General features: G+C 63.2%; 25 protein-coding genes. 15 read left to right on the forward strand and 10 right to left on the reverse strand.

Translation table 11 applies throughout. From position 1 onward, the window contains the following. Positions 1-37: 37 nt before the first annotated feature. From H040_RS05620 to H040_RS05635, 4 genes are read left to right on the forward strand one after another with little or no spacing between them, the layout of a single operon-like run. A complete protein-coding gene (locus H040_RS05620) occupies positions 38-1,324 on the forward strand; it encodes an MFS transporter (RefSeq protein WP_027918667.1) in 1,287 nt (428 codons plus the stop codon). 9 nt (positions 1,325-1,333) lie between these two features. Further along, positions 1,334-2,113: a 5-oxoprolinase subunit PxpA gene (locus H040_RS05625; RefSeq protein ID WP_027918668.1), complete on the forward strand. Its 780-nt coding sequence runs from the start codon at positions 1,334-1,336 to the stop codon at positions 2,111-2,113. After that, positions 2,110-2,796 carry a 5-oxoprolinase subunit PxpB gene (gene pxpB / locus H040_RS05630; RefSeq protein WP_027918669.1) on the forward strand — a complete coding sequence of 229 codons (687 nt, stop codon included), beginning with the start codon at positions 2,110-2,112 and terminating at the stop codon, positions 2,794-2,796. Before H040_RS05625 ends, pxpB begins: the two co-directional genes overlap by 4 nt. Then, positions 2,793-3,710, forward strand: a complete 918-nt coding sequence (locus H040_RS05635; protein ID WP_027918670.1) for a biotin-dependent carboxyltransferase family protein — start codon at positions 2,793-2,795, stop codon at positions 3,708-3,710. The genes pxpB and H040_RS05635 overlap by 4 nt, the downstream gene beginning before the upstream one ends. Before the next feature lie 97 nt (positions 3,711-3,807). On the opposite strand, the gene H040_RS05640 is transcribed toward H040_RS05635, so the two are convergent. The 3 genes from H040_RS05640 to H040_RS05650 all read right to left on the reverse strand — a co-directional run bounded on the left by H040_RS05640 (position 3,808) and on the right by H040_RS05650 (position 7,148). After that, positions 3,808-4,986 carry a vWA domain-containing protein gene (locus H040_RS05640; RefSeq protein ID WP_027918671.1) on the reverse strand — a complete coding sequence of 393 codons (1,179 nt, stop codon included), beginning with the start codon at positions 4,984-4,986 and terminating at the stop codon, positions 3,808-3,810. A 13-nt stretch (positions 4,987-4,999) separates the two neighbouring features. Beyond that, a complete protein-coding gene (locus H040_RS05645; RefSeq protein WP_027918672.1) occupies positions 5,000-5,845 on the reverse strand; it encodes an AAA family ATPase in 846 nt (281 codons plus the stop codon). Positions 5,846-6,074: 229 nt separating this feature from the next. Continuing rightward, positions 6,075-7,148, reverse strand: a complete 1,074-nt coding sequence (locus H040_RS05650) for a DUF748 domain-containing protein (protein ID WP_027918673.1) — start codon at positions 7,146-7,148, stop codon at positions 6,075-6,077. Positions 7,149-7,283: 135 nt separating this feature from the next. Here H040_RS05650 and cysK point away from each other — a divergent pair, with 135 nt between their 5' ends. The 4 genes from cysK (at position 7,284) to H040_RS05670 (ending at position 10,700) form a co-directional block, all read left to right on the forward strand. Further along, positions 7,284-8,258, forward strand: coding sequence for a cysteine synthase A (cysK, locus tag H040_RS05655; protein ID WP_027918674.1), 975 nt, complete (start codon positions 7,284-7,286; stop codon positions 8,256-8,258). A gap of 172 nt (positions 8,259-8,430) precedes the next feature. Continuing rightward, on the forward strand, positions 8,431-9,366 hold the full coding sequence (locus tag H040_RS05660; RefSeq protein WP_027918675.1) for an aspartyl/asparaginyl beta-hydroxylase domain-containing protein: 936 nt from the start codon (positions 8,431-8,433) through the stop codon (positions 9,364-9,366). A 175-nt stretch (positions 9,367-9,541) separates the two neighbouring features. Next, positions 9,542-9,703: a hypothetical protein gene (locus tag H040_RS27455; RefSeq protein WP_177326696.1), complete on the forward strand. Its 162-nt coding sequence runs from the start codon at positions 9,542-9,544 to the stop codon at positions 9,701-9,703. 115 nt (positions 9,704-9,818) lie between these two features. Continuing rightward, the gene (locus H040_RS05670) at positions 9,819-10,700 is read left to right on the forward strand and encodes a DMT family transporter (RefSeq protein ID WP_027918676.1); all 882 of its coding nucleotides are present in this window, start codon (positions 9,819-9,821) and stop codon (positions 10,698-10,700) included. Positions 10,701-10,703: 3 nt separating this feature from the next. Here the strand turns inward: H040_RS05670 and H040_RS05675 are convergent, their stop codons facing one another. Together H040_RS05675 and H040_RS05680 are read right to left on the reverse strand one after the other, a co-directional pair. Then, complete coding sequence (locus tag H040_RS05675; RefSeq protein ID WP_027918677.1) at positions 10,704-11,162, reverse strand: DUF4265 domain-containing protein; 459 nt, start codon at positions 11,160-11,162, stop codon at positions 10,704-10,706. Between the two features lie 13 nt (positions 11,163-11,175). Then, the gene (locus tag H040_RS05680) at positions 11,176-12,051 is read right to left on the reverse strand and encodes a DMT family transporter (RefSeq protein ID WP_027918678.1); all 876 of its coding nucleotides are present in this window, start codon (positions 12,049-12,051) and stop codon (positions 11,176-11,178) included. 325 nt (positions 12,052-12,376) lie between these two features. On the opposite strand from H040_RS05680, the gene aceK reads away from it, so the two are divergent. Further along, positions 12,377-14,092 (forward strand): bifunctional isocitrate dehydrogenase kinase/phosphatase, encoded by a 1,716-nt coding sequence (gene aceK, locus H040_RS05685; protein WP_027918679.1) that lies wholly within the window; start codon positions 12,377-12,379, stop codon positions 14,090-14,092. 127 nt (positions 14,093-14,219) lie between these two features. On the opposite strand, the gene H040_RS05690 is transcribed toward aceK, so the two are convergent. Continuing rightward, on the reverse strand, positions 14,220-15,080 hold the full coding sequence (locus H040_RS05690) for a DUF6279 family lipoprotein (protein ID WP_027918680.1): 861 nt from the start codon (positions 15,078-15,080) through the stop codon (positions 14,220-14,222). 130 nt (positions 15,081-15,210) lie between these two features. Between H040_RS05690 and H040_RS05695 the strand changes: the two genes are divergently transcribed. Continuing rightward, positions 15,211-16,047, forward strand: coding sequence for a CvfB family protein (locus H040_RS05695; RefSeq protein WP_027918681.1), 837 nt, complete (start codon positions 15,211-15,213; stop codon positions 16,045-16,047). On the opposite strand, the gene H040_RS05700 is transcribed toward H040_RS05695, so the two are convergent. Both H040_RS05700 and H040_RS05705 read right to left on the reverse strand, forming a co-directional pair. After that, entirely contained in the window at positions 16,048-16,428 is a 381-nt protein-coding gene (locus tag H040_RS05700) for a hypothetical protein (RefSeq protein ID WP_016391875.1), read from the reverse strand. 174 nt (positions 16,429-16,602) lie between these two features. Next, a complete protein-coding gene (locus H040_RS05705) occupies positions 16,603-18,072 on the reverse strand; it encodes a right-handed parallel beta-helix repeat-containing protein (protein WP_027918682.1) in 1,470 nt (489 codons plus the stop codon). A gap of 220 nt (positions 18,073-18,292) precedes the next feature. Between H040_RS05705 and H040_RS05710 the strand changes: the two genes are divergently transcribed. The 3 genes from H040_RS05710 to def all read left to right on the forward strand — a co-directional run bounded on the left by H040_RS05710 (position 18,293) and on the right by def (position 20,104). Then, on the forward strand, positions 18,293-18,472 hold the full coding sequence (locus tag H040_RS05710) for a CsbD family protein (protein WP_027918683.1): 180 nt from the start codon (positions 18,293-18,295) through the stop codon (positions 18,470-18,472). A 145-nt stretch (positions 18,473-18,617) separates the two neighbouring features. Next, positions 18,618-19,571, forward strand: a complete 954-nt coding sequence (locus H040_RS05715) for a YihY/virulence factor BrkB family protein (RefSeq protein ID WP_027918684.1) — start codon at positions 18,618-18,620, stop codon at positions 19,569-19,571. Next, the gene (gene def / locus H040_RS05720; RefSeq protein WP_027918685.1) at positions 19,568-20,104 is read left to right on the forward strand and encodes a peptide deformylase; all 537 of its coding nucleotides are present in this window, start codon (positions 19,568-19,570) and stop codon (positions 20,102-20,104) included. The genes H040_RS05715 and def overlap by 4 nt, the downstream gene beginning before the upstream one ends. Here def and H040_RS05725 read toward each other — a convergent pair. Continuing rightward, positions 20,059-20,508 carry a GNAT family N-acetyltransferase gene (locus tag H040_RS05725; protein ID WP_081784278.1) on the reverse strand — a complete coding sequence of 150 codons (450 nt, stop codon included), beginning with the start codon at positions 20,506-20,508 and terminating at the stop codon, positions 20,059-20,061. The two genes, def and H040_RS05725, sit on opposite strands and share 46 nt — an antisense overlap. Positions 20,509-20,783: 275 nt before the next feature. On the opposite strand from H040_RS05725, the gene H040_RS05730 reads away from it, so the two are divergent. Then, positions 20,784-21,041 carry a DUF2790 domain-containing protein gene (locus H040_RS05730; RefSeq protein WP_003254632.1) on the forward strand — a complete coding sequence of 86 codons (258 nt, stop codon included), beginning with the start codon at positions 20,784-20,786 and terminating at the stop codon, positions 21,039-21,041. A 63-nt stretch (positions 21,042-21,104) separates the two neighbouring features. Here the strand turns inward: H040_RS05730 and H040_RS05735 are convergent, their stop codons facing one another. Then, positions 21,105-22,466: an aminotransferase-like domain-containing protein gene (locus H040_RS05735; protein WP_081784279.1), complete on the reverse strand. Its 1,362-nt coding sequence runs from the start codon at positions 22,464-22,466 to the stop codon at positions 21,105-21,107. A 76-nt stretch (positions 22,467-22,542) separates the two neighbouring features. On the opposite strand from H040_RS05735, the gene H040_RS05740 reads away from it, so the two are divergent. Further along, a complete protein-coding gene (locus H040_RS05740) occupies positions 22,543-23,508 on the forward strand; it encodes a threonine dehydratase (RefSeq protein WP_027918688.1) in 966 nt (321 codons plus the stop codon). Positions 23,509-23,515 lie beyond the last annotated feature (7 nt).

Here is a 23,515-nt window from a genome sequence, read left to right on the forward strand (position 1 = left end):
GTCGCCCATAAAACAATACCAACAAGCCGAGGCAAGCATGAACCCAAGCGGCGTGCAGCAGCAGGTGCAATCCCCTCCTTCGACCGGGCCGTTCGCCTGGTACCGTGACATCGACCAACAGCAACGGCGCACATTCTGGAGCTGCAAGATCGGCTATGGCCTGGACGGCATGGACACGCAGATGCTCAGTTTCGTCATCCCGACGCTGATCATGTTGTGGGGCATCAGTACCGCCGAAGCCGGGCTGATCCACACCAGCACGCTGATCGCCTCGGCCGTCGGCGGCTGGGTTGCCGGCATCCTCTCCGACCGCATCGGCCGCGTGCGCACCCTGCAACTGACGGTGTTGTGGTTTGCCTTCTTCACCTTCCTCTGCGGCTTTGCCCAGAACTATGAGCAGCTGCTGATCGCCCGCACCCTGATGGGCTTCGGTTTCGGCGGTGAATGGACCGCCGGCGCAGTGTTGATCGGCGAGGTGATCCGTGCCCAGGACCGCGGCAAGGCGGTGGGCATGGTGCAGTCGGGCTGGGCCATCGGCTGGGGCTTGACGGCGATCCTGTATGCGCTGCTGTTCTCCTGGCTGCCGCCCGAGCAGGCCTGGCGTGCGCTGTTCTTGCTCGGCCTGGTGCCGGCAATCTTCGTGATCTTCGTTCGCCGGTTGGTCAAGGACCCTGAGGTGTATCGCCAGGCCAAGGCGGGGGAGAGTGCTGAGGCCCCGTCGCATTTCTACGAGATCTTCGCCCCCGGCATGCTCTGGACCACCGTGCGTGCGTCCCTGCTGACCACCGGTGCGCTGGGTGGCTACTACGCCATCACTTCGTGGCTGCCGACCTTCCTCAAGAACGAGCGCGGCCTGAGCGTGCTGGGCACCGGCGGCTATCTGGCGATGGTGATCATCGGTTCCTACATCGGCTATGTGGTCAGCGCGTACCTGTCCGACCTGCTGGGGCGCAAGAAGAACTTCATCCTGTTCGCCGTAGGGTCGTTCATCATCGTGCTGCTGTACACGCAGATGCCGGTCAGCGATGGCGTGATGCTGTGGCTTGGCTTCCCGCTGGGCTTCTTCGCCTCAGGCATCTTCAGCGGCATGGGCGCGTTTCTGACCGAACTGTTCCCCACCCGGGTGCGTGGCTCGGGGCAGGGCTTCTGCTACAACATCGGCAAAGTCATCGCCGCCCTGTTCCCGCTGCTGATCGGCCTGCTTGGCGAGAAGATCCCCCTGGGCCTGGGCATCGGCGTGTTCTCTGCGGTGTCGTATGGCGTGGTGATCGTGGCGGCGTTGAGCCTGCCGGAAACACGCGGCAAACAACTTCAGGCGCGCTAAGGTAGGCCTATGAACATCGACACGGGAGCACGTCAGGTGAAACCCCTGCTACTCAATTGCGACATGGGCGAGAGTTACGGCAGCTGGCGCATGGGCCTGGATGCCGAGGTGATGCCCTACATCGACTGCGCCAACATCGCCTGCGGCTACCACGCTGGCGACCCGAGCATCATGCGCCGCACCGTGGCCATGGCGCTGGAGCACGGCGTGACCATCGGCGCGCACCCGGCCTACCCGGACCTGGTCGGTTTCGGCCGCCGCACCATGGCCTGCAGCGCTGAAGAAATCCGTGACATGCTGCATTACCAGATCGGCGCCCTGGACGGTATCTGCAACGTGCTCGGCGGGCGCGTGGCTTACGTGAAGCCCCACGGCGCACTGTACAACGACATGATGGCCGACCCGCTCAAGCTGCGCACCGTGCTGGAAGCTGTGGCGGCCTATGGCAGTGGCCTGCCGCTGATGCTCATGGCCACAGCCGACAATAGCGCGGCCCAGGCCCTGGGCGATGAAATCGGCGTGCCGCTGTGGTTCGAGGCCTTCGCCGACCGTGCCTACACCGCCAGCGGCCACCTGGTTTCGCGGCGTCTGCCGGGGGCAGTGCACCATGAGCCGGCGCTAGTGGTGGAGCAGGCCCTGCGCCTGGCCCGCAGCGAAGCACTGGTGGCGGATGATGGCAGCGCGTTGAAGCTTGCCGCCAGCACCCTCTGCGTGCACGGCGACAACGACAGTTCGGTGGCGGCCGTGCGGCAGATCCGCCAGGCCCTCGATGCGCTGGAGGCGCGATGAAACTGCGTATCGAAACCGTCGCCATCGACAGCCTGATGGTGCGCCTGTTCGACCGTATCGACGAAGCCAACATGCCCTGGATGCTCGCCGCCAGCCAGCGCCTGAGCGCGGCGTTCGGCGTGCACCTGGTGGACCTGGTGCCGTCCTACACCACGCTGATGCTGCAATCTGACCTGCCACCAGGCGAGGCGAAGGCGCTGATCGGCCAGGCGCTTGGTGGCTTGCAGCCGGATACCGGCAACGGTGGCCGGCGCCATGAAATCCCGGTGTGGTACGACGCCAGCGTCGGCCCGGAACTGCCCGTGCTGGCAGCCCGCAGCGGGCTGAGCGAAGACGAGGTGGTCCGCTTGCACAGCGAACGTGAATACCCGGTGTTCGCCCTTGGCTTCGCCCCAGGTTTCGGCTTCATGGGGCTGGTTGACGAGCGCCTGGCCAGCCCGCGCCTGAGCACCCCGCGCAAGCGTGTGGCGGCCGGCAGCGTTGGTATCGCCGAACGCCAGACGGCGGCATATCCTGCGGTGTCGCCGGGTGGCTGGAACCTGATCGGGCGTACACCGGTGCGCCTGTTCGACCGTGAGCGTGAGGGTTACAGCTTGCTGCAGCCGGGCGACCGAGTGCGCTTCGTGGCGGTGTCGCGGGCCGAGTTCGTGGCCTTGGGCGGTGACGTGGAGGTGCAGGCATGAAGCAGTTGAAAATCGAGGCCAGCACCGCATTGTGCCAGTTGCAGGACGCCGGGCGCTTTGGCGTGCGCCACCTGGGTGTGACCCAGGGTGGGGCGCTGGACTGGGTAGCGATGCATTGGGCCAACTGGCTGCTGGGTAACCCGCTGGGGGCGCCCGTGGTCGAGGTGGCACTGGGTGGTTTTGCCCTGGTGGCCGAGCAGGACTGCGTGCTGGCGCTGGCCGGAGCTGACCTGGATGCGCGGGTGGATGATCAGCCATTGCTGCCATGGCGCAGCTTCGGCTTGGCCAAAGGGCAACACTTGACCCTGAAGCAGCCAAAGCAGGGTGTGCGGGCGTATCTGGCAGCGCCGGGCGGGTTCCTTGGTGAGGATGTGCTGGGCAGCTGCGCCACGGTCGTGCGCGAGGCGCTGGGCGGTATTGATGGACGAGGCAAGGCACTTGAGAAAGGCCAGGGTCTGACCTTTGTCGGCGACGCGCCGGCCCTGCGCGAGGTGCCAGCTACCTTGCGTCCGAGCTATCCGCAAAAACCGGTGCTCGACCTGGTGATGGGCGCGCAGATCGGTGACTTCAGCGGGACCAGCCTGTTCGAGGCGTTCAACCGTGATTGGGCGCTGGACAGCCGCGCAGACCGCATGGGCATCCGCCTTTTGGGGCCGCAGTTGGTCTACCAGGGCGCGCCGATGATTTCCGAAGGGATTCCGCTGGGGGCGGTGCAGGTGCCGCCGGACGGTCAGCCTATCGTGCTGCTCAATGATCGGCAGACCATTGGCGGCTATCCGCGATTGGGGGCTTTGACGCCGTTGGCGTTGGCACAGCTGGCGCAGTGCATGCCGGGGGCGGTGGTGCGGTTCAGGGCAGTGGTGCAGGACGAGGCCTGGCGGGAGCAGCAGCTTTACCTGGGCCGTTGGCAATAAGGCTACAGGCCTCTTCGCGGGTGAACCCGCTCCCACAGGTACGGCGCAGGCCATTGTGGGAGCGGGTTTACCCGCGAAGAGGCCAGGACAGGCAATATCACTTGGACAGGTAACGCATCCCTTCTTCCAACCCCTGCAAGGTCAGCGGATACATTTTGTCCTCGATCAGGTCACGCACCAGGTGCGTAGACGCCGTGTAGTCCCAGGCCTGCTTCGGATAAGGGTTGATCCAGATGACTTTCTTGAATTTCTCCATGAAGCGCTGAATCCACACATACCCGGCTTCTTCGTTCCAGTGCTCCACGCTGCCACCCGGCTGGGTGATCTCGTAGGGCGCCATGGCTGCGTCACCGACAAATACCACCTTGTAGTCATCGCCGTACTTGTGCAGCAAGTCGAAGGTGGAGAAGCGCTCTGATGTACGCCGCAGGTTGTTCTTCCACACCGACTCATAAACGCAGTTGTGGAAGTAGTAATACTCCAGGTGCTTGAACTCGGTCTTGCAGGCCGAGAACAGCTCTTCGCAGACCTTGACGTGGGCGTCCATCGAACCGCCGATGTCGAACAGCAACAGCAGCTTTACCGTGTTGCGCCGCTCCGGGCGCATCTGGATGTTCAGCAGCCCGGCGTCACGCGCGGTGTGGTCGATGGTGCCGTCGATGTCCAGCTCTTCGGCGGCGCCTTCGCGGGCGAACTTGCGCAGGCGGCGCAGGGCCAGCTTGATGTTGCGCGTACCCAGCTCGACCTGGTCGTCGAGGTTCTTGTACTCGCGCTGGTCCCAGACCTTGACCGCCTTGCCCTGGCGCTTGCCGGCCTCGCCGACGCGGATGCCTTCGGGGTTGAAACCGCCCGAGCCGAACGGGCTGGTGCCGCCGGTGCCGATCCACTTGTTGCCGCCGGCGTGGCGTTCCTTTTGTTCTTCAAGGCGTTTCTTGAATTCTTCGATCAGCTTGTCCAGGCCTCCGAGGGACTGGATCTGCGCACGCTCTTCGTCGCTCAGCGAGCGCTCGAACTCCTTGCGCAGCCACTCATCGGGGATCAGCGCCTCGATGTGCTGGTCGAGGTTTTCCAGGCCCTTGAAGTAGGCGGCGAAGGCGCGATCAAACTTGTCGAAGTGGCGCTCGTCCTTCACCAGGATGGCGCGGGCCAGGTAATAGAAGGCGTCCATGTCGGCAAACACCACGCCTTTTTGCATGGCGTGGTGCAGGTCGAGCAGTTCGCGCACCGATACCGGCACCTTCGCCGCGCGCATTTCATTGAACAGGTTGAGCAGCATGGCCCGGCTCCTGTCAGCGGTTGCCGCGCCGGCTCATGAAGGCCAGGCGCTCGAGCAGCGTCACGTCCTGCTCGTTCTTCACCAGGGCGCCAGCCAACGGCGGGATGGCCTTGGTCGGGTCGCGTTCGCGCAGCACGGCTTCGCCGATATTGTCGGCCATCAGCAGCTTGAGCCAGTCGACCAGCTCGGAGGTGGACGGTTTCTTCTTCAGGCCCGGTACCTTGCGCACGTCGAAGAACACGTCCAGTGCCTCGCTGACTAGCGACTGGCTGATGTTCGGGTAGTGCACGTCGACGATCTGCTGCAGGGTGCTGCGGTCAGGGAAGGCGATGTAGTGGAAGAAGCAGCGGCGCAGGAAGGCGTCGGGCAGCTCTTTTTCGTTGTTGGAGGTAATTATGATGATCGGGCGTTGCTTGGCCTTGATGGTCTCGTCGATTTCGTAGACGTAGAACTCCATCTTGTCGAGTTCTTGCAGCAGGTCGTTGGGGAACTCGATGTCGGCCTTGTCGATCTCGTCGATCAGCAGGATCACCCGCTCGTCGGCCTCGAAGGCCTCCCACAGCTTGCCCTTCTTCAGGTAGTTGCGCACGTCGTGGACCTTGTCCACGCCCAGCTGCGAGTCGCGCAGGCGGCTGACCGCATCGTACTCGTAGAGGCCCTGGTGAGCCTTGGTGGTGGACTTGATGTGCCAGGTGATCAGGCGTGCGCCGAACGAAGCGGCGAGCTGCTCGGCGAGCATGGTCTTGCCAGTGCCAGGCTCGCCCTTGACCAGCAGCGGGCGTTCGAGGGTGATGGCCGCGTTTACCGCCAGTTTCAGGTCGTCTGTGGCGACGTAGTCGCGGGTGCCTTCGAACTTCATGGGTCTGTCCTCTGCCGGGTGCCTGTGCCGGCCTCTGCGCGGATAAACCCGCTCCCACAGGTACGGCACAGGATTCAAATCTTGTGCAATCCGTGTGGCAGCGGGTTTACCCGCGAAAGGGCCGGTACTGACAATACATGTTCTTAATTTGTTTCCGACTATAACGCGGGCTTGGGCGGCTGGAAACGCAGACCGGGTATTCAGTCCCTGAATGGCCCGTCACGGATTTTCAGTCAGCCTTGGGCGGGGGCTGTTCATAGCGGGCATTGAACGCCTGGATGAAGCCATTGCGCAGGATCTGCAAAAACGCCTCGAAGGCACTGATGTCCTGCTTGTGCACGCTGCCACTCAGTTCGACGCGGGTGGCGAACTGGTTCTTCGGCTGGTTCTTCAGCACCGTCTCGCTGGCCCCTACCAGCGCCTCCCAGACCGAGCGGAAGATGTTCTTGTTCTTGTTCTCCACGTCCTGCTGCCAGTCGAATACATCCACATCGCGCAACAACGGCTTGATGTAGCCATGCAGGCGGCCGTCTTCGGCCTGGGCCTCGATGACCAGGTCGCCGTGCCCGGCATTGAAGTCGAACTTGCCGTAGGCACTGGAAAAATCGTTGAGCCTGCGCAGCTCGATGCCGGTGGCACGCAGGCGGAATTCAAAGTCGTCGAAATCACTGAAGGGGTCGAAGGTGGCGCGGCTCTCGACCTTGGCATCGCCCAGCAGCAGGGCGCTGGCGTCGAAGCTGGCATCGCGCCGGCCCTTTTCGTCGCGCACGTTGGTCAGGTTGCGGATGTTGGCATCGAGCTGCGTGGCCTTGAGGTCGACCGGCGGTTTGGAGGTGAAGTTATGAAAAGTCAGTGTGCCGTTCTCGATCTGCACGTCGTTGAGGGTGATCGGCAGCAGTTTCTCCAGCTGCTGGCGCCAGTCGGTACCGCGACCGGTCTGCGAGGCCTGCTTGCTGCCGCCGTCGACGAAGTTGAGCACAGGGCGACTGAAGGTCACCTTGGCAACCACGGCCTGATCGTGGATCAGTGAATGCCAGCTCACCGACAGGTCGATCAGCGGCGCTTCCAGCAGCGGTACCGGGACCTTGCCGGTGGCCTTGACGATCTTCAGGCCATTGATCTGGTAGGCGCCGCGCCACCAGGCCAGGTCGACGTCGGCCACCTGGCCACGGTATTCGCCCATGTGGGCGAGTTTGTCGTTCAGGTAATCGCGCACCAGGTAGGGCAGGGCCAGCTGCAAGGCCACCAGCAGCACGATCAGGCTGGTCAGGCCAATCAACGGCCAGCGATAGCGAGCTTTCATCGCAAGGCTCTCCGTGGCGGGTTGCACGGTTGACCGCAGGTAAAGCCCGGGAGTTCGAACAGGCTTTACTGGCCACCGGGGCGGGCTTACCCTTTAAGCCTTTCCCTGTTGTTTCTCATGTTCAAGGACCCTGCCATGAGCCGTATCTTTGCAGACAACGCCCACTCCATCGGCAACACGCCGCTGGTGCAGATCAACCGCATCGCCCCGCGTGGGGTGACCATCCTGGCCAAGATCGAAGGGCGCAACCCGGGCTACTCGGTCAAGTGCCGGATTGGCGCGAACATGGTCTGGGACGCCGAGAGCAGCGGCAAACTCAAGCCGGGCATGACCATCGTCGAGCCGACTTCGGGCAACACTGGCATCGGCCTGGCCTTCGTCGCTGCCGCCCGTGGCTACAAGCTGATCCTGACCATGCCGGCCTCCATGAGCCTGGAGCGACGCAAGGTGCTCAAGGCACTGGGGGCAGAGCTGGTGCTGACCGAACCGGCCAAGGGCATGAAAGGCGCCATCGAGAAGGCCAATGAAATCGTCGCCTCCGACCCTGCCCAGTACTTCCTGCCGGGCCAGTTCGAGAACCCGGCCAACCCGGCGATCCACGAAAAGACCACAGGGCCGGAGATCTGGAACGACACCGACGGCGCGGTCGACGTACTGGTTGCAGGCGTCGGTACCGGCGGCACCATCACTGGCGTGTCGCGCTACATCAAGCACACCCAGGGCAAGTCGATTTTGTCGGTGGCGGTCGAGCCGGTGGCTTCGCCGCTGATCAGCCAGACCCTGGCCGGTGAAGCGCTCACGCCCAGCCCGCACAAGATCCAGGGCATCGGCGCAGGCTTCGTACCGAAAAACCTCGACCTGTCGATCGTCGACCAGGTCGAGACCGTGACCGATGAAGAGTCCAAGGCCATGGCCATTCGCCTGATGCAGGAAGAAGGCATTCTCTGCGGTATTTCCTGTGGTGCGGCCATGGCAGTCGCGGTGCGCCTGGCCGAGAAACCGGAGATGCAGGGTAAGACCATCGTCGTAATCCTGCCCGACTCGGGTGAGCGGTATCTGTCCAGCATGCTGTTCAGCGACCTGTTCAGTGAGCAGGAAAACCAGCAGTAATCAGCCCTGCCGCTGATCCGGCGCAGCATTCGGCGGCTTGGTTTATTGCAAAATCTTCATGAGTGAGATCCTGCCCTGGTTGTTTTTACCGGGGCGGGATGGGTTTATGATGGCCGGATGATTTTTCTGGGAGCAGGCAGCGCTGGCCTGCGTCCCATCCAAGGAGTGTTGCATGACCTTTTCCTTCCTCGCCAAGGCAGGTGTCCTGCTGGTGTTCTTCGGCAGCGTGCTGTACGTGCACCTGCGCGGCAAGGCACGCCTGCCGGTACTGCGCCAGTTCGTCAACCATTCGGCGCTGTTCGCACCCTATAACAGTCTGATGTACCTGTTCTCCGGCGTGCCGTCCAAGCCTTACCTGGACCGCCAGCGCTTCCCTGAGCTGGACGTGCTCAAGGACAACTGGCAGGTGATCCGCGAGGAGGCCATGCGCCTGTTCGACGAGGGTTACATCCGGGCTGCCGAAAAGGACAACGACGCCGGCTTCGGTTCGTTTTTCAAGAAAGGCTGGAAGCGCTTCTACCTGAAGTGGTACGACAAGCCGCTGCCGTCTGCCGAAGCCCTGTGCCCGAAGACTGTCGAGCTGGTCAGCAGCATCCCCAACGTCAAGGGCGCGATGTTCGCCCTGCTGCCGGGCGGTAGCCACCTGAACCCGCACCGCGACCCATTTGCCGGTTCCCTGCGCTACCACCTGGGCCTGTCGACCCCAAACTCCGACGCTTGCCGCATCTATGTCGACGGCGAGGAATACGCCTGGCGTGACGGCGAGGACGTGATGTTCGACGAGACCTACGTGCACTGGGTCAAGAACGAAACCGACGTGACCCGGGTGATCCTGTTCTGTGACATCGAGCGGCCGCTGAGCAGCCCGCTGATGACCCGTATCAACCGCAAGGTCAGTGCCTTCCTCGGCCGCGCCACCGCGCCGCAGAACACCGACGACGAGCGTGTGGGCGGGATCAACCAGGCCTATGCCTGGAGCAAGCGCTTCAGCAACAAGATCAGCACCCGCGTGAAGCAGTTCAAGCGTGCCAACCCCAAGGCCTACCGCATCCTGCGGCCGGTGCTGGCGGTGGTGGTGGCTTACGTGTTGTACCGCTGGTTGTTCTAAGGCAGGTCTGGCCTCTTCGCGGGTAAACCCGCTCCCACAGGGATCGCGCAGTACTTGAAGCCTGTGCACTACCTGTGAGAGCGGATTTACCCGCGAAGAGGCCGGAACAGGCTATTGCCCAACCCAGGATTCACCGCTATATTCCGAAACACTTCTCTTCCCTGAAGACCCGATCATGCCCGCCCTCCCTTCCACCGCAAGCTTTGCCATCGCGCCAGTCGCCGGCATGGTCGTGCGTGGCAGCCCGCAGCCGGCCATGATCAGTCACTACCCACCACCTGTCAGTGGCGTCGTAGGCGGCGTAGCTCCGCCTCGTTGTGTGGTCGTGCTGGCCTGATCGGCTCCTGCCGCATCCCCTCGCACCCGCAACCTACTGAACACGGTCGGCACCTTCCCTCGCTGAAGTTCACGCCCGCCGTCTGGCTTATTCGCCTTATATCAGGTGGCAATACGTGTCTGTCTTCAACAAAGCATCCGTGGCCTCGGCGGCCACTACCAGCCTGTTCGTCCTGCTCTGGAGCAGCGGCGCGATCGTTTCCAAACTTGGCCTGGCCCATGCCAGCCCCTTCGCCTTCCTGCTGTTGCGCTCGGCGCTGGCCCTGACCGGCCTGCTGCTGATCGGCCCGTTGCTTGGCCTGCGCTGGCCGCGCAGCAGGGGGGCGATACTGCGTGCCTTGGGTACCGGCTGCGTGCTGCTCGGCGCCTACCAGATCTTCTACCTGTTGGCACTCAACACCCATGTCACCCCAGGCGTGATGGCCACAGTGATGGGGGTACAACCGATCCTCACCGTGGTGCTGATGGAGCGCCAGCGTTCCTGGAGCCGGCTGTTCGGGCTGACGCTGGGGCTTGGTGGGCTGGTGATGGTGGTCTACCAGGGCATCAACCTGGGCGGGGTTTCGCTGCTCGGCATGCTGTTCGCCCTGCTGGCGCTGGCCAGCATGACCTTGGGTTCGATCCTGCAGAAGCGCATCACCGACAACCCCATGGGCACACTGCCATTGCAATACATCGCAGGCTTCGCCATGTGCGCGGTGTTTGCACCGCTGCAGCCGTTGCAGGTGGCATGGACCGGCGGCTTCATCGGCGCGCTGTTGTGGATGGGGCTGGTGGTGTCGCTGCTGGCAACGCTGCTGCTGTACCGGCTGATCGCCAAGGGCAACCTCGTCAACGTCACCAGCCTGTTCTACCTGGTGCCGGCAGTGACCGCAGTGATGGATTTCCTGATCTTCGGTAACCGCCTGGCGCCGCTGAGCCTGCTGGGCATGGGGCTGATCGTGGTCGGCCTGCTGTTCGTGTTCCGCAAACCGGCCGCGCGGCTGGCTGAGGCGTAAGGCCTAGCGGAATTCTTCGGGGATGGCGTGGCGTAACACGCCTTCCTCGAAGTCCAGGGTGCCGGCTTCGCGCTGGGTCAGCAGGTAGTAGAGCAGGGTGTCGGCCGATCGCGTTGCCGGCACCTCGACTGCCAGCATCCTGACCGCTTTTTCCACTTCGCAGGTGCAACCGAACTCGATCAGGGCCGCGTGCACCTGCTCCAACGTTTCCGGTGGTTTGACCACGACCCGGAACACCGACGCTCCGGCGCTCTGCTGCAAAGCATCGAACCAGGCCTGGTCGCCCTCATTGCGGATGCTGATGATGTCGCCGGGCGCGATGCCGTAGACGTGGAAGGGGATGCTGTCGACCCGATGGCCACCTGCGACCGCTTGCGTCCACAAGCCTTCCACCGAGGCTGGTGGGTAGCCGTGTTCGTCCTGCTCCAGGCGGAACAGCACCTTTTTGTATGTGTCGCTCATGGTTCGCTTCGCCTCACATACGCGCCGGGCGTAGCACCAGCCACAGTGCCAGGGCAATCAGCACACCGCCATACACATGCGCCATCGACAAAGGCTCATCCAGCAACCACGCGCCCCACACTACGCCGAATACCGGGATGAGGAAGGTCACGGTGCTGGCCTTGACCGGACCGATCTCGGCCAGCAGGCGGAAGTACAGGATGTAGGCGAAGGCGGTGCACAGCAGGCCCAGGCCCAGCAGCGACAGCCATACCTGCCAGCCGCCCCAGCTTGCCGGTGGCTGGGTCAGGGCGCTCCAGGCGAACAGCGGGCTCATCATCAAGGTGGCGCCGAGCATGCTGCCCAAGGCCGACAGGCGGCTGTCCAGGCCGCTGATCCAGCGCCGCGCGAGGAAGCCGGCAAAGCCGTAACAGGTGGTGGCCGCCAGGCAAGCCAGGGCCCCTTGCACCAGGGCCATGTCCAGCGCGACCGGGCCAGCGCCGCTGAGGATGCCGACACCGAACAGGCCAAGGAAGATACCGCCGAGCTTGGGCAGGGTCATGGCCTCGCGGAAGAACAGCGCGCCGATCAGTACGCCCATCAACGGCGTGGTGGCGTTGAAGATGGCTGAGTAGCCAGCGGGCAGCACTTGCGCGGCGACTGAATAGAAGGTGGCCGGGATGCCTGAGTTGATCATGCCCAGCACCAGGCAGGCGCCGAGTTTGCCGTTGAAGTTCCAGCGCACCCGGGTGGCCGCGAGGATGGCGACAAGGCCCAGGCAGGCGATGGAGACGCGGAAGAACGCGGTAGGGATGGTGCCCAGCTCCGGGGCGATGATGCGCATGAACAGGAAGCTCGCCCCCCAGACAGCGGCAAGGGTCAGCAGGCGGGCTAGGGCGATGGGGCTCACAACGGTCTCCGGGTACAGGGCAGGGCGCGAGTGTACGCCAGGCGTCGGGTGTGTTTCTTGTGCTTTCTTGCGCTGTAAACCTGTGCCGGCCTGTTCGCGGGTAAACCCGCTCCCACAAGTGCAGCATGGACTTCAAGGCGGGCGCTTGGCTTGTGGGTGGCTGTACCGGCCCTTTCGCGGGTGAACCCGCTCCCACAAGAAGACAGTTGCTCCCACAGGGATATCACTGCCTTCAAGCACTGCGCAAACCTGTGTGAGCGGGTTTACCCGCGAAGAGGCCAGTACAGGCTAAGCTCTTCATCTCACCAGGCGTGAGGTTCATCGCATGACCCAGCATTGGCCAGCCGGCGAGATCGCCCGGATGATCCTCGACGGTTTTGACGACTATCGCGAGCATTTTCGCCGCATCACCCTGGGGGCTCGCGAGCGCTTCGAGCAGGCGCGCTGGCAAGAGATTCAGCGGGCGTCGGCCGTGCGTATCAACCTTTATGAACAGAAGGTCGGCGAGGTCAACAGCTGGCTGCGTGACGGCTTCGAGGCAGACGTGCTGCTGGATGTGGAGCAGTGGCCGCTGGTGAAAAACGCCTACATCCGTCTGATCGACCCACGCCTGGACGATGAGCTGGCGGAAACCTGGTACAACTCGCTGTTCTGCAGCCTGTTCAGCCATGACCAGATCAGCGACGGCTGCATGTTCATCCACACCACCCGGCCTTCGATCCGCGCCCATGAGCGCGCTGCGCAGACCCGCACCTACACACTGGGTGCCGGCCTGAAGAGCCTGCTGCGGGCGATCTTCGCCGATTACCCGTTCGATGCGCCCTATGGCGACCTGGAAGGCGACCTCGCCCGCCTTGAGGAGCAATTGCGCGAATGCCTGCCGGACTGGGTGTGCAAGGACCCGGCCCTGACCGTGGAGCTGTTCGTGCCGGTGCTGTACCGCAACAAGGGCGCTTACCTGGTCGGCCGCTTGTACAACAGCGACGAGCAGTGGCCGCTGGTGATTGCGCTGCTGCACCGTGAAGGCCACGGCATCGAGGCCGACGCCTTGATCACCGACGAGGCCGACGTATCGATCATCTTCTCGTTCACGCGTTCGTACTTCATGGCTGACGTGCCGGTGCCAGCGGAGTTCGTCAACTTCCTCAAGCGCATTCTGCCCGGCAAGCACATTGCCGAGCTGTACACCTCGATCGGCTTCTACAAGCAGGGCAAGTCAGAGTTCTACCGCGCCCTGATCAACCACCTGGCCAGCAGCGACGACCGCTTCGTCATGGCGCCCGGGGTGCGCGGCATGGTCATGAGCGTGTTCACCCTGCCGGGCTTCAACACGGTGTTCAAGATCATCAAGGACCGCTTCTCGCCGTCCAAGACCGTCGACCGCGCCACGGTGATCGACAAATACCGGCTGGTGAAAAGCGTCGACCGGGTGGGGCGCATGGCCGATACCCAGGAGTTTGCCGATTTCCGCTTCCCGCGTGGCAAGTTCGAGCCCGAGTGCCTGGCCGAATTGCTGGAAGTCGCACCCTCGACCGTGGCGCTGGAGGGCGACACGGTGCTGGTGCGCCACTGCTGGACCGAGCGGCGCATGACCCCGCTCAACCTGTACCTGGAGCAGGCCAGCGAAGGTCAAGTGCTCGAAGCCCTGGAGGACTATGGGCTGGCCATCAAGCAGCTGGCGGCGGCGAACATCTTCCCGGGTGACATGCTGCTGAAGAACTTCGGCGTCACCCGGCATGGGCGGGTGGTGTTCTACGACTATGACGAGATCAGCTTCCTCACCGAGGTGAATTTCAGACACATCCCGCCGCCGCGCTACCCGGAGGACGAGATGTCTGGCGAGCCGTGGTATTCGATCGGGCCGCACGATGTGTTCCCCGAGGAGTTCCCGCCGTTCCTGTTTGCCGATATCAGCCAGCGCCGGCTGTTCAGCCGGTTACACGGGGAGTTGTATGACGCGGATTACTGGAAGGGGCTGCAGGCGGCGATCCGCGAAGGCAAGGTGATCGACGTGTTCCCCTATCGGCGCAAGGGGCGCTGATCCTCGGCTTCCAGGCCCGGCCTCTTCGCGGGTAAACCCGCTCCCACAGGTTTTGTGCGCACGTGAGTCCAGTGTGGAATCTGTGGGAGCGGGTTTACCCGCGAAGAGGCCGGGCCTGCTGTTCACTTCACCCTTTCAGGCACTTCAACTCACTGAAATCGGTGCGCACCTTGGCCAGCCGCTCTTGCAGGTATTGGCGCTGCACCGGAGTGCTCAAGCGCAGCAAATCGATCAACAGGCTGCGTGCCTGCTGCTCGCTATTCTGATAGGCAGCGCGATACTCCGGCGTCCACAGGCTTTCCTTGCGTTGCAACAACGTCGCCATTCGCGGCTCGAAGCTCGCGTCGTTACGCTGGTTCATGGCCAGCAGCAGTTGCTGCTGCCAGTGCTGGCGGTTGGCGATCCATTGGCGGTTCTGGTCACCCAGCGCCTGCGACCAGGCCTGCACACGCTGGTGTTGGGCAGAGTTGAGCTCGCCGAACCAGGTGTTCAGGCGTTTTTCCATGCGTTCGCTGCGGCGGGCGATCTGTTTGGCCAAGGGGGTGTCGACATATTGCTTTTGCCGCTCGCTGATATCGTCGCGGAAGGCATCGCGCATCTGCGCCACTTGCGCATCGCTCATGCCGCGCAGCAGCTCGGTGGCCGAGGGGGTGATTTCTTCAGCCACCCGGCCAATCGCCTGGCGTGCTTCGACCGTGCGTTGCTGCAGGGCCTGGTCGGTCACCTGGTCCTCGGCGACCATGTCGCGCACGCGGTCGAGCCAGTCGAGGTAGCCGGGCAGCTGGGTCTTGCAGTGCCAGGCCAGGTGCTCTTTCAACCGTTCGTCGAGCAAGGTCTTCTGCTCGCGGTTCATCGCCATGTAGTCGCCCAGCGACCAGGGCACCAGGCGGTCGAGGTTGCGGTAGGCCAGGTCGATCCGGCTGCAGGCGGCCAGTGCCACTGTGCAGGCGATGGCGAGGAACAGGGCTTTGGACTGGCGTTCGGGCATGTGCGAATCCTTGCAGTGGCTGGCCATTCGGTAGACGCAAGGGGGGCGGCGCGGTTCCGCCGAATCAGCGACCGGGCAGCGCGCTGGCTTCAGGTGTAGAATAGCCGCCTTGTCTTGAGGAACATCGGAAATGGCTCTGCTTGGGCGTTACAACAGTTTGCAAATCGTGAAACACGTGGAATTCGGCCTGTACCTGGATGGCGGCGCCGACGGCGAAATCCTGCTGCCCGGGCGTTACATCCCGAAGGACGCCGAAACCGAGGTCGACGACTGGCTGAACGTGTTCATCTACCTGGACAGCGAAGACCAGCTGATCGCCACCACCGAGAAGCCCAAGGTGCAGGTCGGCGAGTTCGCCAGCCTCAAGGTCAAAGACATCAACGGTGCCGGCATCTTCCTCGACTGGGGCCTGTCCAAGGACCTGCTGATGCCGTATTCGGAAGAATCACGCCAGCTGAAGATCGGCGACTACTGCGTGGTGCATGCCTACCTCGACAAGCGCACCCGGCGCATCACCGCCACTTCGCGTCTGGACCGCTACCTCGATCGCACGCCTGCTGACTACGCGGTCGGCCAGCCGGTGCAGTTGCTGGTGGCCGGCGAGACGCCGATGGGCTTCAAGGCCATCATCAACAACCGCCACTGGGGCCTGATCCACAAGAACGAGGTGTTCAAGTTCCTGCGTTCGGGCATGCACGTGGAAGGCTTCATCAAGGAAGTGCGCCATGACGGCAAGATCGCCCTGAGCCTGCAGCCGGTCGGCAAGGCGCTGGGCGACGACCTGCAGGAGCGCATCTTGGCGCGCCTGGAGGCCGAAGGCGGGGTGCTGGCGGTGAGCGACAAGAGCGCCCCGGAAGTGATCAGCCAGATGTTCAACGTCAGCAAGGGCAACTTCAAGAAGGCCATTGGCGGGCTGTTCAAGCAAGGCCGCATCGTCATCCATGACGATCGTATCGAAAAGGCCTGATCAGGCCTGGACGAAGGTGCGGAAGTCCAGCTGCTCGCCACCCGGGCGGGTGTCGCGCAGCAGCGAGTCGCGGTCGGCGCTCAGGGCCAGGCTGATGGTCGAGCGGCGCTTGCCAGGGTTGCGCACTTCCATCTGCTCCTGGTGAGCACGCAGGAAGTTGGTCGGCACCTTCAGGTGTTGCAGCTCGTCGCTTTCCGGGGTGTGCAGCAGCAGGTTGACCCAGTCGGGCTGGCCCTTGCGCAGCAGTGCCACCGGCACCTCGAACCACCACAGGTTGCGCTTGCGGTCGAGGATGGCGAACAGGGTATTGGCGCTGGTCAGCACCGGGTTGGCCAGGGCCTGGTTGCGGCGGGCGATGGCGGCTGGTTTGTCGAGTTTCATGCAGGTTCCTGCGGGTTGACGCTTGATTAGGGCTGCATTGTGAGGGGTGGCACCGGGCCTAGCAAGGTTTACAGGCCTCTTCGCGGGCAAGCCCGCTGCCACAGGAATGTCATTGCCTTCAGGCTCTGTCACATCCCTGTGGCAGCAGGCTTGCCCGCGAAGAGGCCATCAGCCCTAGCGGCTGATCGGCCTGCTCAACGCTGAAGTAGCCCCATCCGCAGTGGTCACCGTCGCAGTGAAACTCTTCAACTGGCCGATGTTCTCCAGCGCCTGAGCAAACCTTGCCTGCCCTTGCGCATCGCTATTGACCAACAGCTCCCCCAGATATTGCTCCGCCTCGGCCCCATTCGCCTGGGCATTGCCAAACACCTCGATGCGCAACAAGCTCGACACCGGCCCCTGCACCTCGCCACGCAGCACGTTGCCGTCCAGGGCGATCAGCCGTGGCGCCTGCTGGTTGTGGTTGGGCAACGGCTGGCACGGCTTCGGCTCACCCTTGGCATCGCAGATGATCGCCTGGTCCTGCTTCGGCAAATCCGCGCCGACCCCGCGTGAACCCACATACAGCGCATGGGCCTGGGCCGGCACGCCGAAGATGATGGCCCCGGTGCGCTGGTCAGGCACGCACGAGCCGCCGGCCTCGCAGCGACGGATGTCCCGGCTGTTGCCCCAGATGCGGTTGCCGGTGAGGCGGGTGGCAGTGACATCCGGCTCCGGGCGCAGGGCCACGCCGATACGGTTGCCGTGGATCAGGTTGCCGTCGAGGATGTTGCCTTCGCCGGTGACGCTGACGCCGATCGAGTTGCCGCTGAAGGTGTTTGCACCGAGGTAGTTACGCTTGCCCCAGTTGATCTGCAAACCGTCGGAGTAGTTTTCGAAGCGGTTGCGCACCACGCTGTTGTCGTTGCCCAGCAGGATCTCGATGCCCTGGGAAGGCTCGGGGTTGGCCGCAGTGGAGCGGAACAGGTTATCGGCCACCAGGTTGAAGGCCGCGCCGCGGGTCAGCTCAAGGCCATCGCCGTTGTCGATCAGCTGGTTGCGCAGCACCTTGTTGTTGACCGTAGTGGTGGCGGTCGGGTTGCCGGCGCCGTCGTCGCCCGTGAGCATGATGCCGGCGCCGCCTTTGTTGGCGACGATGCGGTTGTCTTCGATGACGTTGCCGCTGGCACGGTTGACCAGGATGCCGATGCAGAAGTTGCGCACCTCCAGGCCGCTCAGGTGCACGCCCTGTGTATCACGCAGCACAAGCCCAGGGTTGGTGGTGGTGCGCACGTTGGTGCCGAACTGGCCGGGCAAGGCGCCGGGGCAGGTGCGCACGCCCTGGTCCTTGATATAGCCCGAGCCGTCGATGGCGATGTACTGGCCGTCACGGGCCCAGGGCAGCCCGGTGATCTGCACAGGGCCCTTGATTTCCGGTAGGGCGCGGGTTGGGCGAATCACGTAGGGCGGCTTGCCCACTGCGGCGATATCGATGCGGTAGTGGCCGGGGTTCTGGTTGCTGGTTTCGATGGCCCAGCGCAGGGTGCCGGGTTGGTCATCGTCGGCATAACGCTCGACTTTCAGGGTTTCGCTGGCCGGTGCGGCGGCCAGGGCAGACAGGGGCAGCAGCGGCAGCAAAGCCGCGATCAGGGGCATAAGGCGCATCGGGGTATCCAGAAGCTGTTGTTTTTATAGGCTGTTTGCTGGCGATTCTAAGGGAGTCGCCCGGCAGTGCGCAGCGCTGCGAGGCCGATTCGGTGCGGTATTCGCCCGCAGACTGACCGCTTGGCTTGAGTTGAGCAAAATGTTTGAAACTCCTGGCGAGGGTGCTTGGTCCACCTACTGTCGACACGGTTCTCGTGTCTCCATTTGCAGGAGATTTGCCATGAGCGGCACCAAAGACAAAGCAAAAGGCCTGGCCAACGAAGCAATGGGCAACATCAAGCAAGGTGTGGGCAAGGTCACCGACAACGACAAGCTGCGCGCCGAAGGCAAGGCACAGGAGCTCAAGGGCGAAGCCCAGCAAATCAAGGGCGACGTCAAGGATGCAGTGAAAAAGCCTTGATTCTGCGCCTGCACCGGCCTCGTTGGTGAGGCCGGTGCATGTTGCCTTAGCATTTTTCCGGGCGTGGCAGGGAGCAGTACATCGACCGCGTGGTCTATTAGACTTACCCGTTGTACACATGAATCGAGCGGCGAAAGGAGACGCTATGATTTTTCCCGACCTGCGCGGGCTGCCCCTGCACCGTGTGCTGGTGCGCACCGTCAAGGAGTTCGTCGACGACGAGATGTCGACTTATGCATCCGCACTGGCGTACCAGATGCTGTTCTCGCTGTTCCCCTTCATCCTGTTCCTGATCGCCCTGATCGGCTTCCTGCACCTCCCAGACTTCTTTACCTGGTTGCGCTTGCAGTCGGAACTAGTGCTGCCACCCCAAGCGCTGGAGCAGGTAAACCCGGTGATCGACCAGTTGCAACAGTCCAAGGGCGGATTGTTGTCGGTGGGTATCGTCATCGCGCTGTGGACTGCCTCGGCGGGTGTGCGCCTGATGATGAGCGCGATGAACGCCGCCTACGACGTGCCCGAAGGACGAGCGGTGTGGAAGCGCATCCCGCTGTCGATCTTCTATACCGTCGGTATTGCCGGCATGTTGCTGGTGGCGGCGGCGTTGATGGTGCTTGGCCCGCAAGTGATGGAGTGGATCGCGGCGCAGGTTGGCATGCAGGAAGTCATCGTCACGGTGTGGACGATCTTGCGTTGGCCGGCGATTGTGATTCTGTTGATGGTAGCAGTCGCGCTCATTTATTACGTGATGCCGGACGTGAAACAGAAGTTTCGCTTCATCACCCCCGGTTCGGTACTGGCGGTAGTAGTATGGATCATCGCCTCCCTGGGCTTTGCCTACTACGTCAAGACCTTTGCCGACTACAACGCCATGTATGGCAGCATCGGTGCGATCATCGTGCTGTTGCTGTACTTCTACATTTCCGCCGCCGTGCTGTTGTTGGGCGCAGAGATGAATGCGGTGATCGAGCACATGTCGGAGGAGGGCAAAAACCCGGGTGAAAAGGATTTCGAGGCTGAAAAACCGAAGGAAACCCTCACCGTGCTTGGCCATGAACACCCGGTCAAGCCTGAACCGACCGAGCCGAACCCGCGATGATCCGTGAAATTCTCAAGATGGGCGACGAGCGCCTGCTGCGCATCGCCCCGCCGGTCCCCGACCATCTGATCGGCAGCGCCGAGTTGCAGCAGTTGATCGACGACATGTTCGAAACCATGCACCACGTCGGCGGCGTGGGCCTGGCCGCGCCGCAGATTGGCATCGACCTGCAGCTGGTGATCTTTGGTTTCGAGCGCAGCGAGCGTTATCCGGACGCCGAGCCGGTACCGCAAACCATCCTGCTCAACCCGGTGATCACGCCGCTGACCCCCGAGATCGAGGACGGTTGGGAAGGCTGCCTGTCTGTGCCTGGCCTGCGTGGAGTGGTGCCGCGCTTCAAGCACATCAGCTATGAAGGCATCGACCCGCAGGGCAACCCGATCAACCGCTTTGCCGATAGCTTCCATGCGCGGGTGGTGCAGCACGAATGCGACCATCTGATCGGCCGCCTGTACCCCTCGCGCATTCAGGACTTTGCCAGGTTCGGCTACACCGATGTGCTGTTCCCTGGGCTGGATGCCAGCGACGACTGAGCCCGCACCATGGCCAGCAGGCTTTTGCTGCGCTGGTAGCGCTGCAGGCGCGAGGCCAGGGCTTCGGGCAGTTGCGCAGCGATGCTGAAACCCAGGCGCTGGTAGTAGGCGGCAAGGCCGGGGTGGCAGAACAGCCAGGTTGGGCCACTGTGCCCGGCCAGCGCGGCCTCGATCAACTGCGCGGCCACGCCACGCTTGCGCGCTTGCGGGGCAACGAACAGGCCGGTGAGCCATTGGCCGTCGGCAATCGCACTGAGGCAAAGGCCGGCAACGATCCCGTCACTGCGCGCCACCCACGATTCACCATCATTGGCTGCACGCATGCGCGAACCCTGCTGTTTGTAGAAGTGTTCAAGCAATCGACGCTCGGGGCCGATGAGCAGGGCGCAGTGCAGGGCAGTCATGGGTATACCTGGAACGGTGGGCTCTAGCTCGCTGATTGCAGGCTATCGAGCCGTTTCGCTTTGTCGCAGATTGTTGCAAAACCTGCAAGGGTGAATGTCCGAGTTCAGGGTTCAACTATTCCCGGCCAGGAGTAGAATTTTAACCATTCCCCCTGGCAGTAGACGAAGCGGGATCGGTACTTCGTGTCATCTTTGCAGTTGATGACAACTTCTCCGCGCCATTGACGGCATAAGAAGTCACTCGATCAGCTGGATTGCTTTAAAGGTCAAACCCCATGAAACCATTACTGATTCTTGCTCTGGTCGGTATGTCCTCGTTCGCCCTCGCCGATGAGGCCAAACCGGTCTCCAGCGAGCCTGTGGCCCAGCAGTACGACTATTCCATGAACCTTGACATCAAACGGGTGATCAACCTGTCGACCATCCCCAATGTCTGTGAAGTGGTGCCTGCGACCATGACCTATGAAGACCACCAGGGCCAGGTGCACACCATTCAGTATCGGGCGATGGGTGAAGGTTGCCAGCAGGGTTGATAGCGCTGCGTCAGCGGCCTCTTCGCGTTGAGCAGTAGCGAAGTGGCTGCTTTCGTCCCCTGTTCATTGGCCCGAAAGTACCTGCTGTACTACCTCCAGGCCTTGTTTCAGTTCTGCTCGGCTGCCTGCTGCCGACAGGCTGATGCGCACGGCTTGCACCTCGGTCGCGCCAATGGCAAATACACTGGCCGGGACGACTTCCACGCCTCGCTCGCGACATAGCTTTACCACCGCCTCGGCCCCCCGCGGCGTGCCCAGCCACGCATGGGGCGAAGGCTGGCCTGTGTGGTGCAGCCCATCACCCAGCAGCCTGCGAGCCAGGCGCCATCGCTCGGTGATTTCCGTTTTCTGCCAGGCGAGCCGCCGCGCGGCTGTACCGTCTTCGATCCATTGGCAAGCGATGTCCAGGCTCAATGGCGACACCGGCCAGTGGCTGGCCTGGGCATGCGGGTCAACCTGTGCCAGCAGCTTCGGGCTGGCCGCAATCCATCCCAATCGCACGCCAGCAGCCACTGTCTTGGACAGGCTGTTGATGTAAACCCCTTGATCGTCCAGCAGTGGGTAGAGCGGCGGTTGGTCGCTGAATGCGCCGTACACATCATCCTCGATCAGCAACAGCCCCAGACGTTTGACTACCTCAGCAATCGCCGCGCGGCGAGCATCATCCATGCAGGCGCCTGTGGGGTTATGCAGGGTCGGGGTAGTTACCAGCACGCGGGCACCGCTGGCGCGCGCCACACGGTCCAGGTCATCGGGCCGCAGGCCGTGGTCGTCCAGTGCCACGCCATGCACGGGCAGACGCAATTGCCGGCAGGCCGCCTTGATACCCGGTGCGGTCAGGGCCTCGAGCATGACCGGCTCACCTGCCTGGCAGAACGACTGCAGCACCAGTGCCAGCGCCTGATGGGCTCCGCCACACAGCAACAGTTCGTCCGCTGACAGGGCCAGGCCGCGGCTGGCCATCCACTGGGCGCCACGCATACGCCCAAGCAGCAACTGCTTGGGGCCCAGGTAATGATCGAGCAAGTCGCTATCCGGGCGTTTCAGCAGACTGCGCAAGCTGTCGTGCAAATCATGATTGTGCGGATCGGCCACTGGAACGTTGGTCGACAGGTCGATCAGCGGGCGTTGCCCGTCATGATGCTTGATGCGGAACAGGGTCGCTTCCTTGCTGCCCGCCAGTACGTAGGTGCCGCGGCCCACCTCGCCAGCCACCAGGTGCCGAGCGGCAGCTTCGCGGTAGGCCTGCTGGGTGGTACTAGGGTTGAGGCCCAGTTTCCAGGCCAGCCGGCGTTGCGGGGGCAGGCGGTCACCGACCTTGAGGGCGCCACTTTCGATGGCATTGGCAATGGCATCGACCAAGGCGAGATAACGGGGTTGGTCATCGTCGATCAGCTGGGGGATCCACACGAAATTGCTGCCCATGCAATATAAGGTTGTACCCATACAATGCCTGGCGCTTAGGATCGGATCAATCACCTACCGAAGAGGGATGATCGCCATGTTTGACCTTGCTGCCCTGCGCGAAGCCGCCGATTTCGTCCATCAGCATGTACCCGCCACCCCTCAGCACGCCTGGCCCTTGCTGGCCCAGCGGCTGGGCTGCCAGGTGTGGGTAAAGCACGAAAACCACGCGCCCACCGGTGCATTCAAGGTGCGGGGCGGGCTGGTCTATGTGCGCTCGCTGTTGGCGGGGGGCCAGCCACCGCGCGGGTTGGTCACCGCGACCCGCGGCAACCACGGCCAGAGCATGGCGCTGGCCGCGAGACAGGCCGGGGTGCCGCTGGTGATCGTAGTGCCCGAGGGCAACTCGAAAGAAAAGAACGCCGCCATGCGTGCACTGGGCGCTGAGCTGGTGGAGCATGGTGTCGACTTCGACGTGGCTCGCGAAGAGGCGGCGCGCCTGGCGGACGAGCTGGGCTATGACATGGTGCCGTCGTTCCACCCTGAACTGGTGCGCGGGGTGGCTACCTATGCCCTGGAGCTGTTCGAGGCCGTGGGCCAGCTGGATTGCGTGTACGTGCCGATCGGCATGGGGTCGGGCATCTGCGGGCTGATCCAGGCACGCAACCTGCTGGGGCTGAAAACCGAGATCGTCGGCGTGGTGTCCAGTGCGGCCGATGCCTACGCGCAGAGTTTCGAGCAGGGCCGCATCGTCACCACGGCCACCGCCGATACCTTTGCCGATGGCATGGCCTGCCGGGTTCCACACCCGGATGCCTTCGCCCTCGTACGCGAGCATGCCGCGCGAATCGTACGGGTCACCGACAGCGAAGTGGCAGAGGCCATGCGGATCTATCACGAAACGACTCATAACACGGCCGAAGGCGCCGGTGCTGCAGCGCTGGCGGCGTTGCTGCAGGAGCGCGAGCACCAGGCAGGCAAGCGCGTGGCAGTGGTGCTGAGCGGGGCCAACGTGGATCGTGGGCGTTATGCGCAGGTGCTGGCAGGGGCTGAAAAACCCTGAATGACTA

It is taken from the genome of Pseudomonas sp. URMO17WK12:I7, assembly GCF_003269045.1.
Classification (GTDB): Bacteria; Pseudomonadota; Gammaproteobacteria; order Pseudomonadales; family Pseudomonadaceae; genus Aquipseudomonas; species Aquipseudomonas putida_J.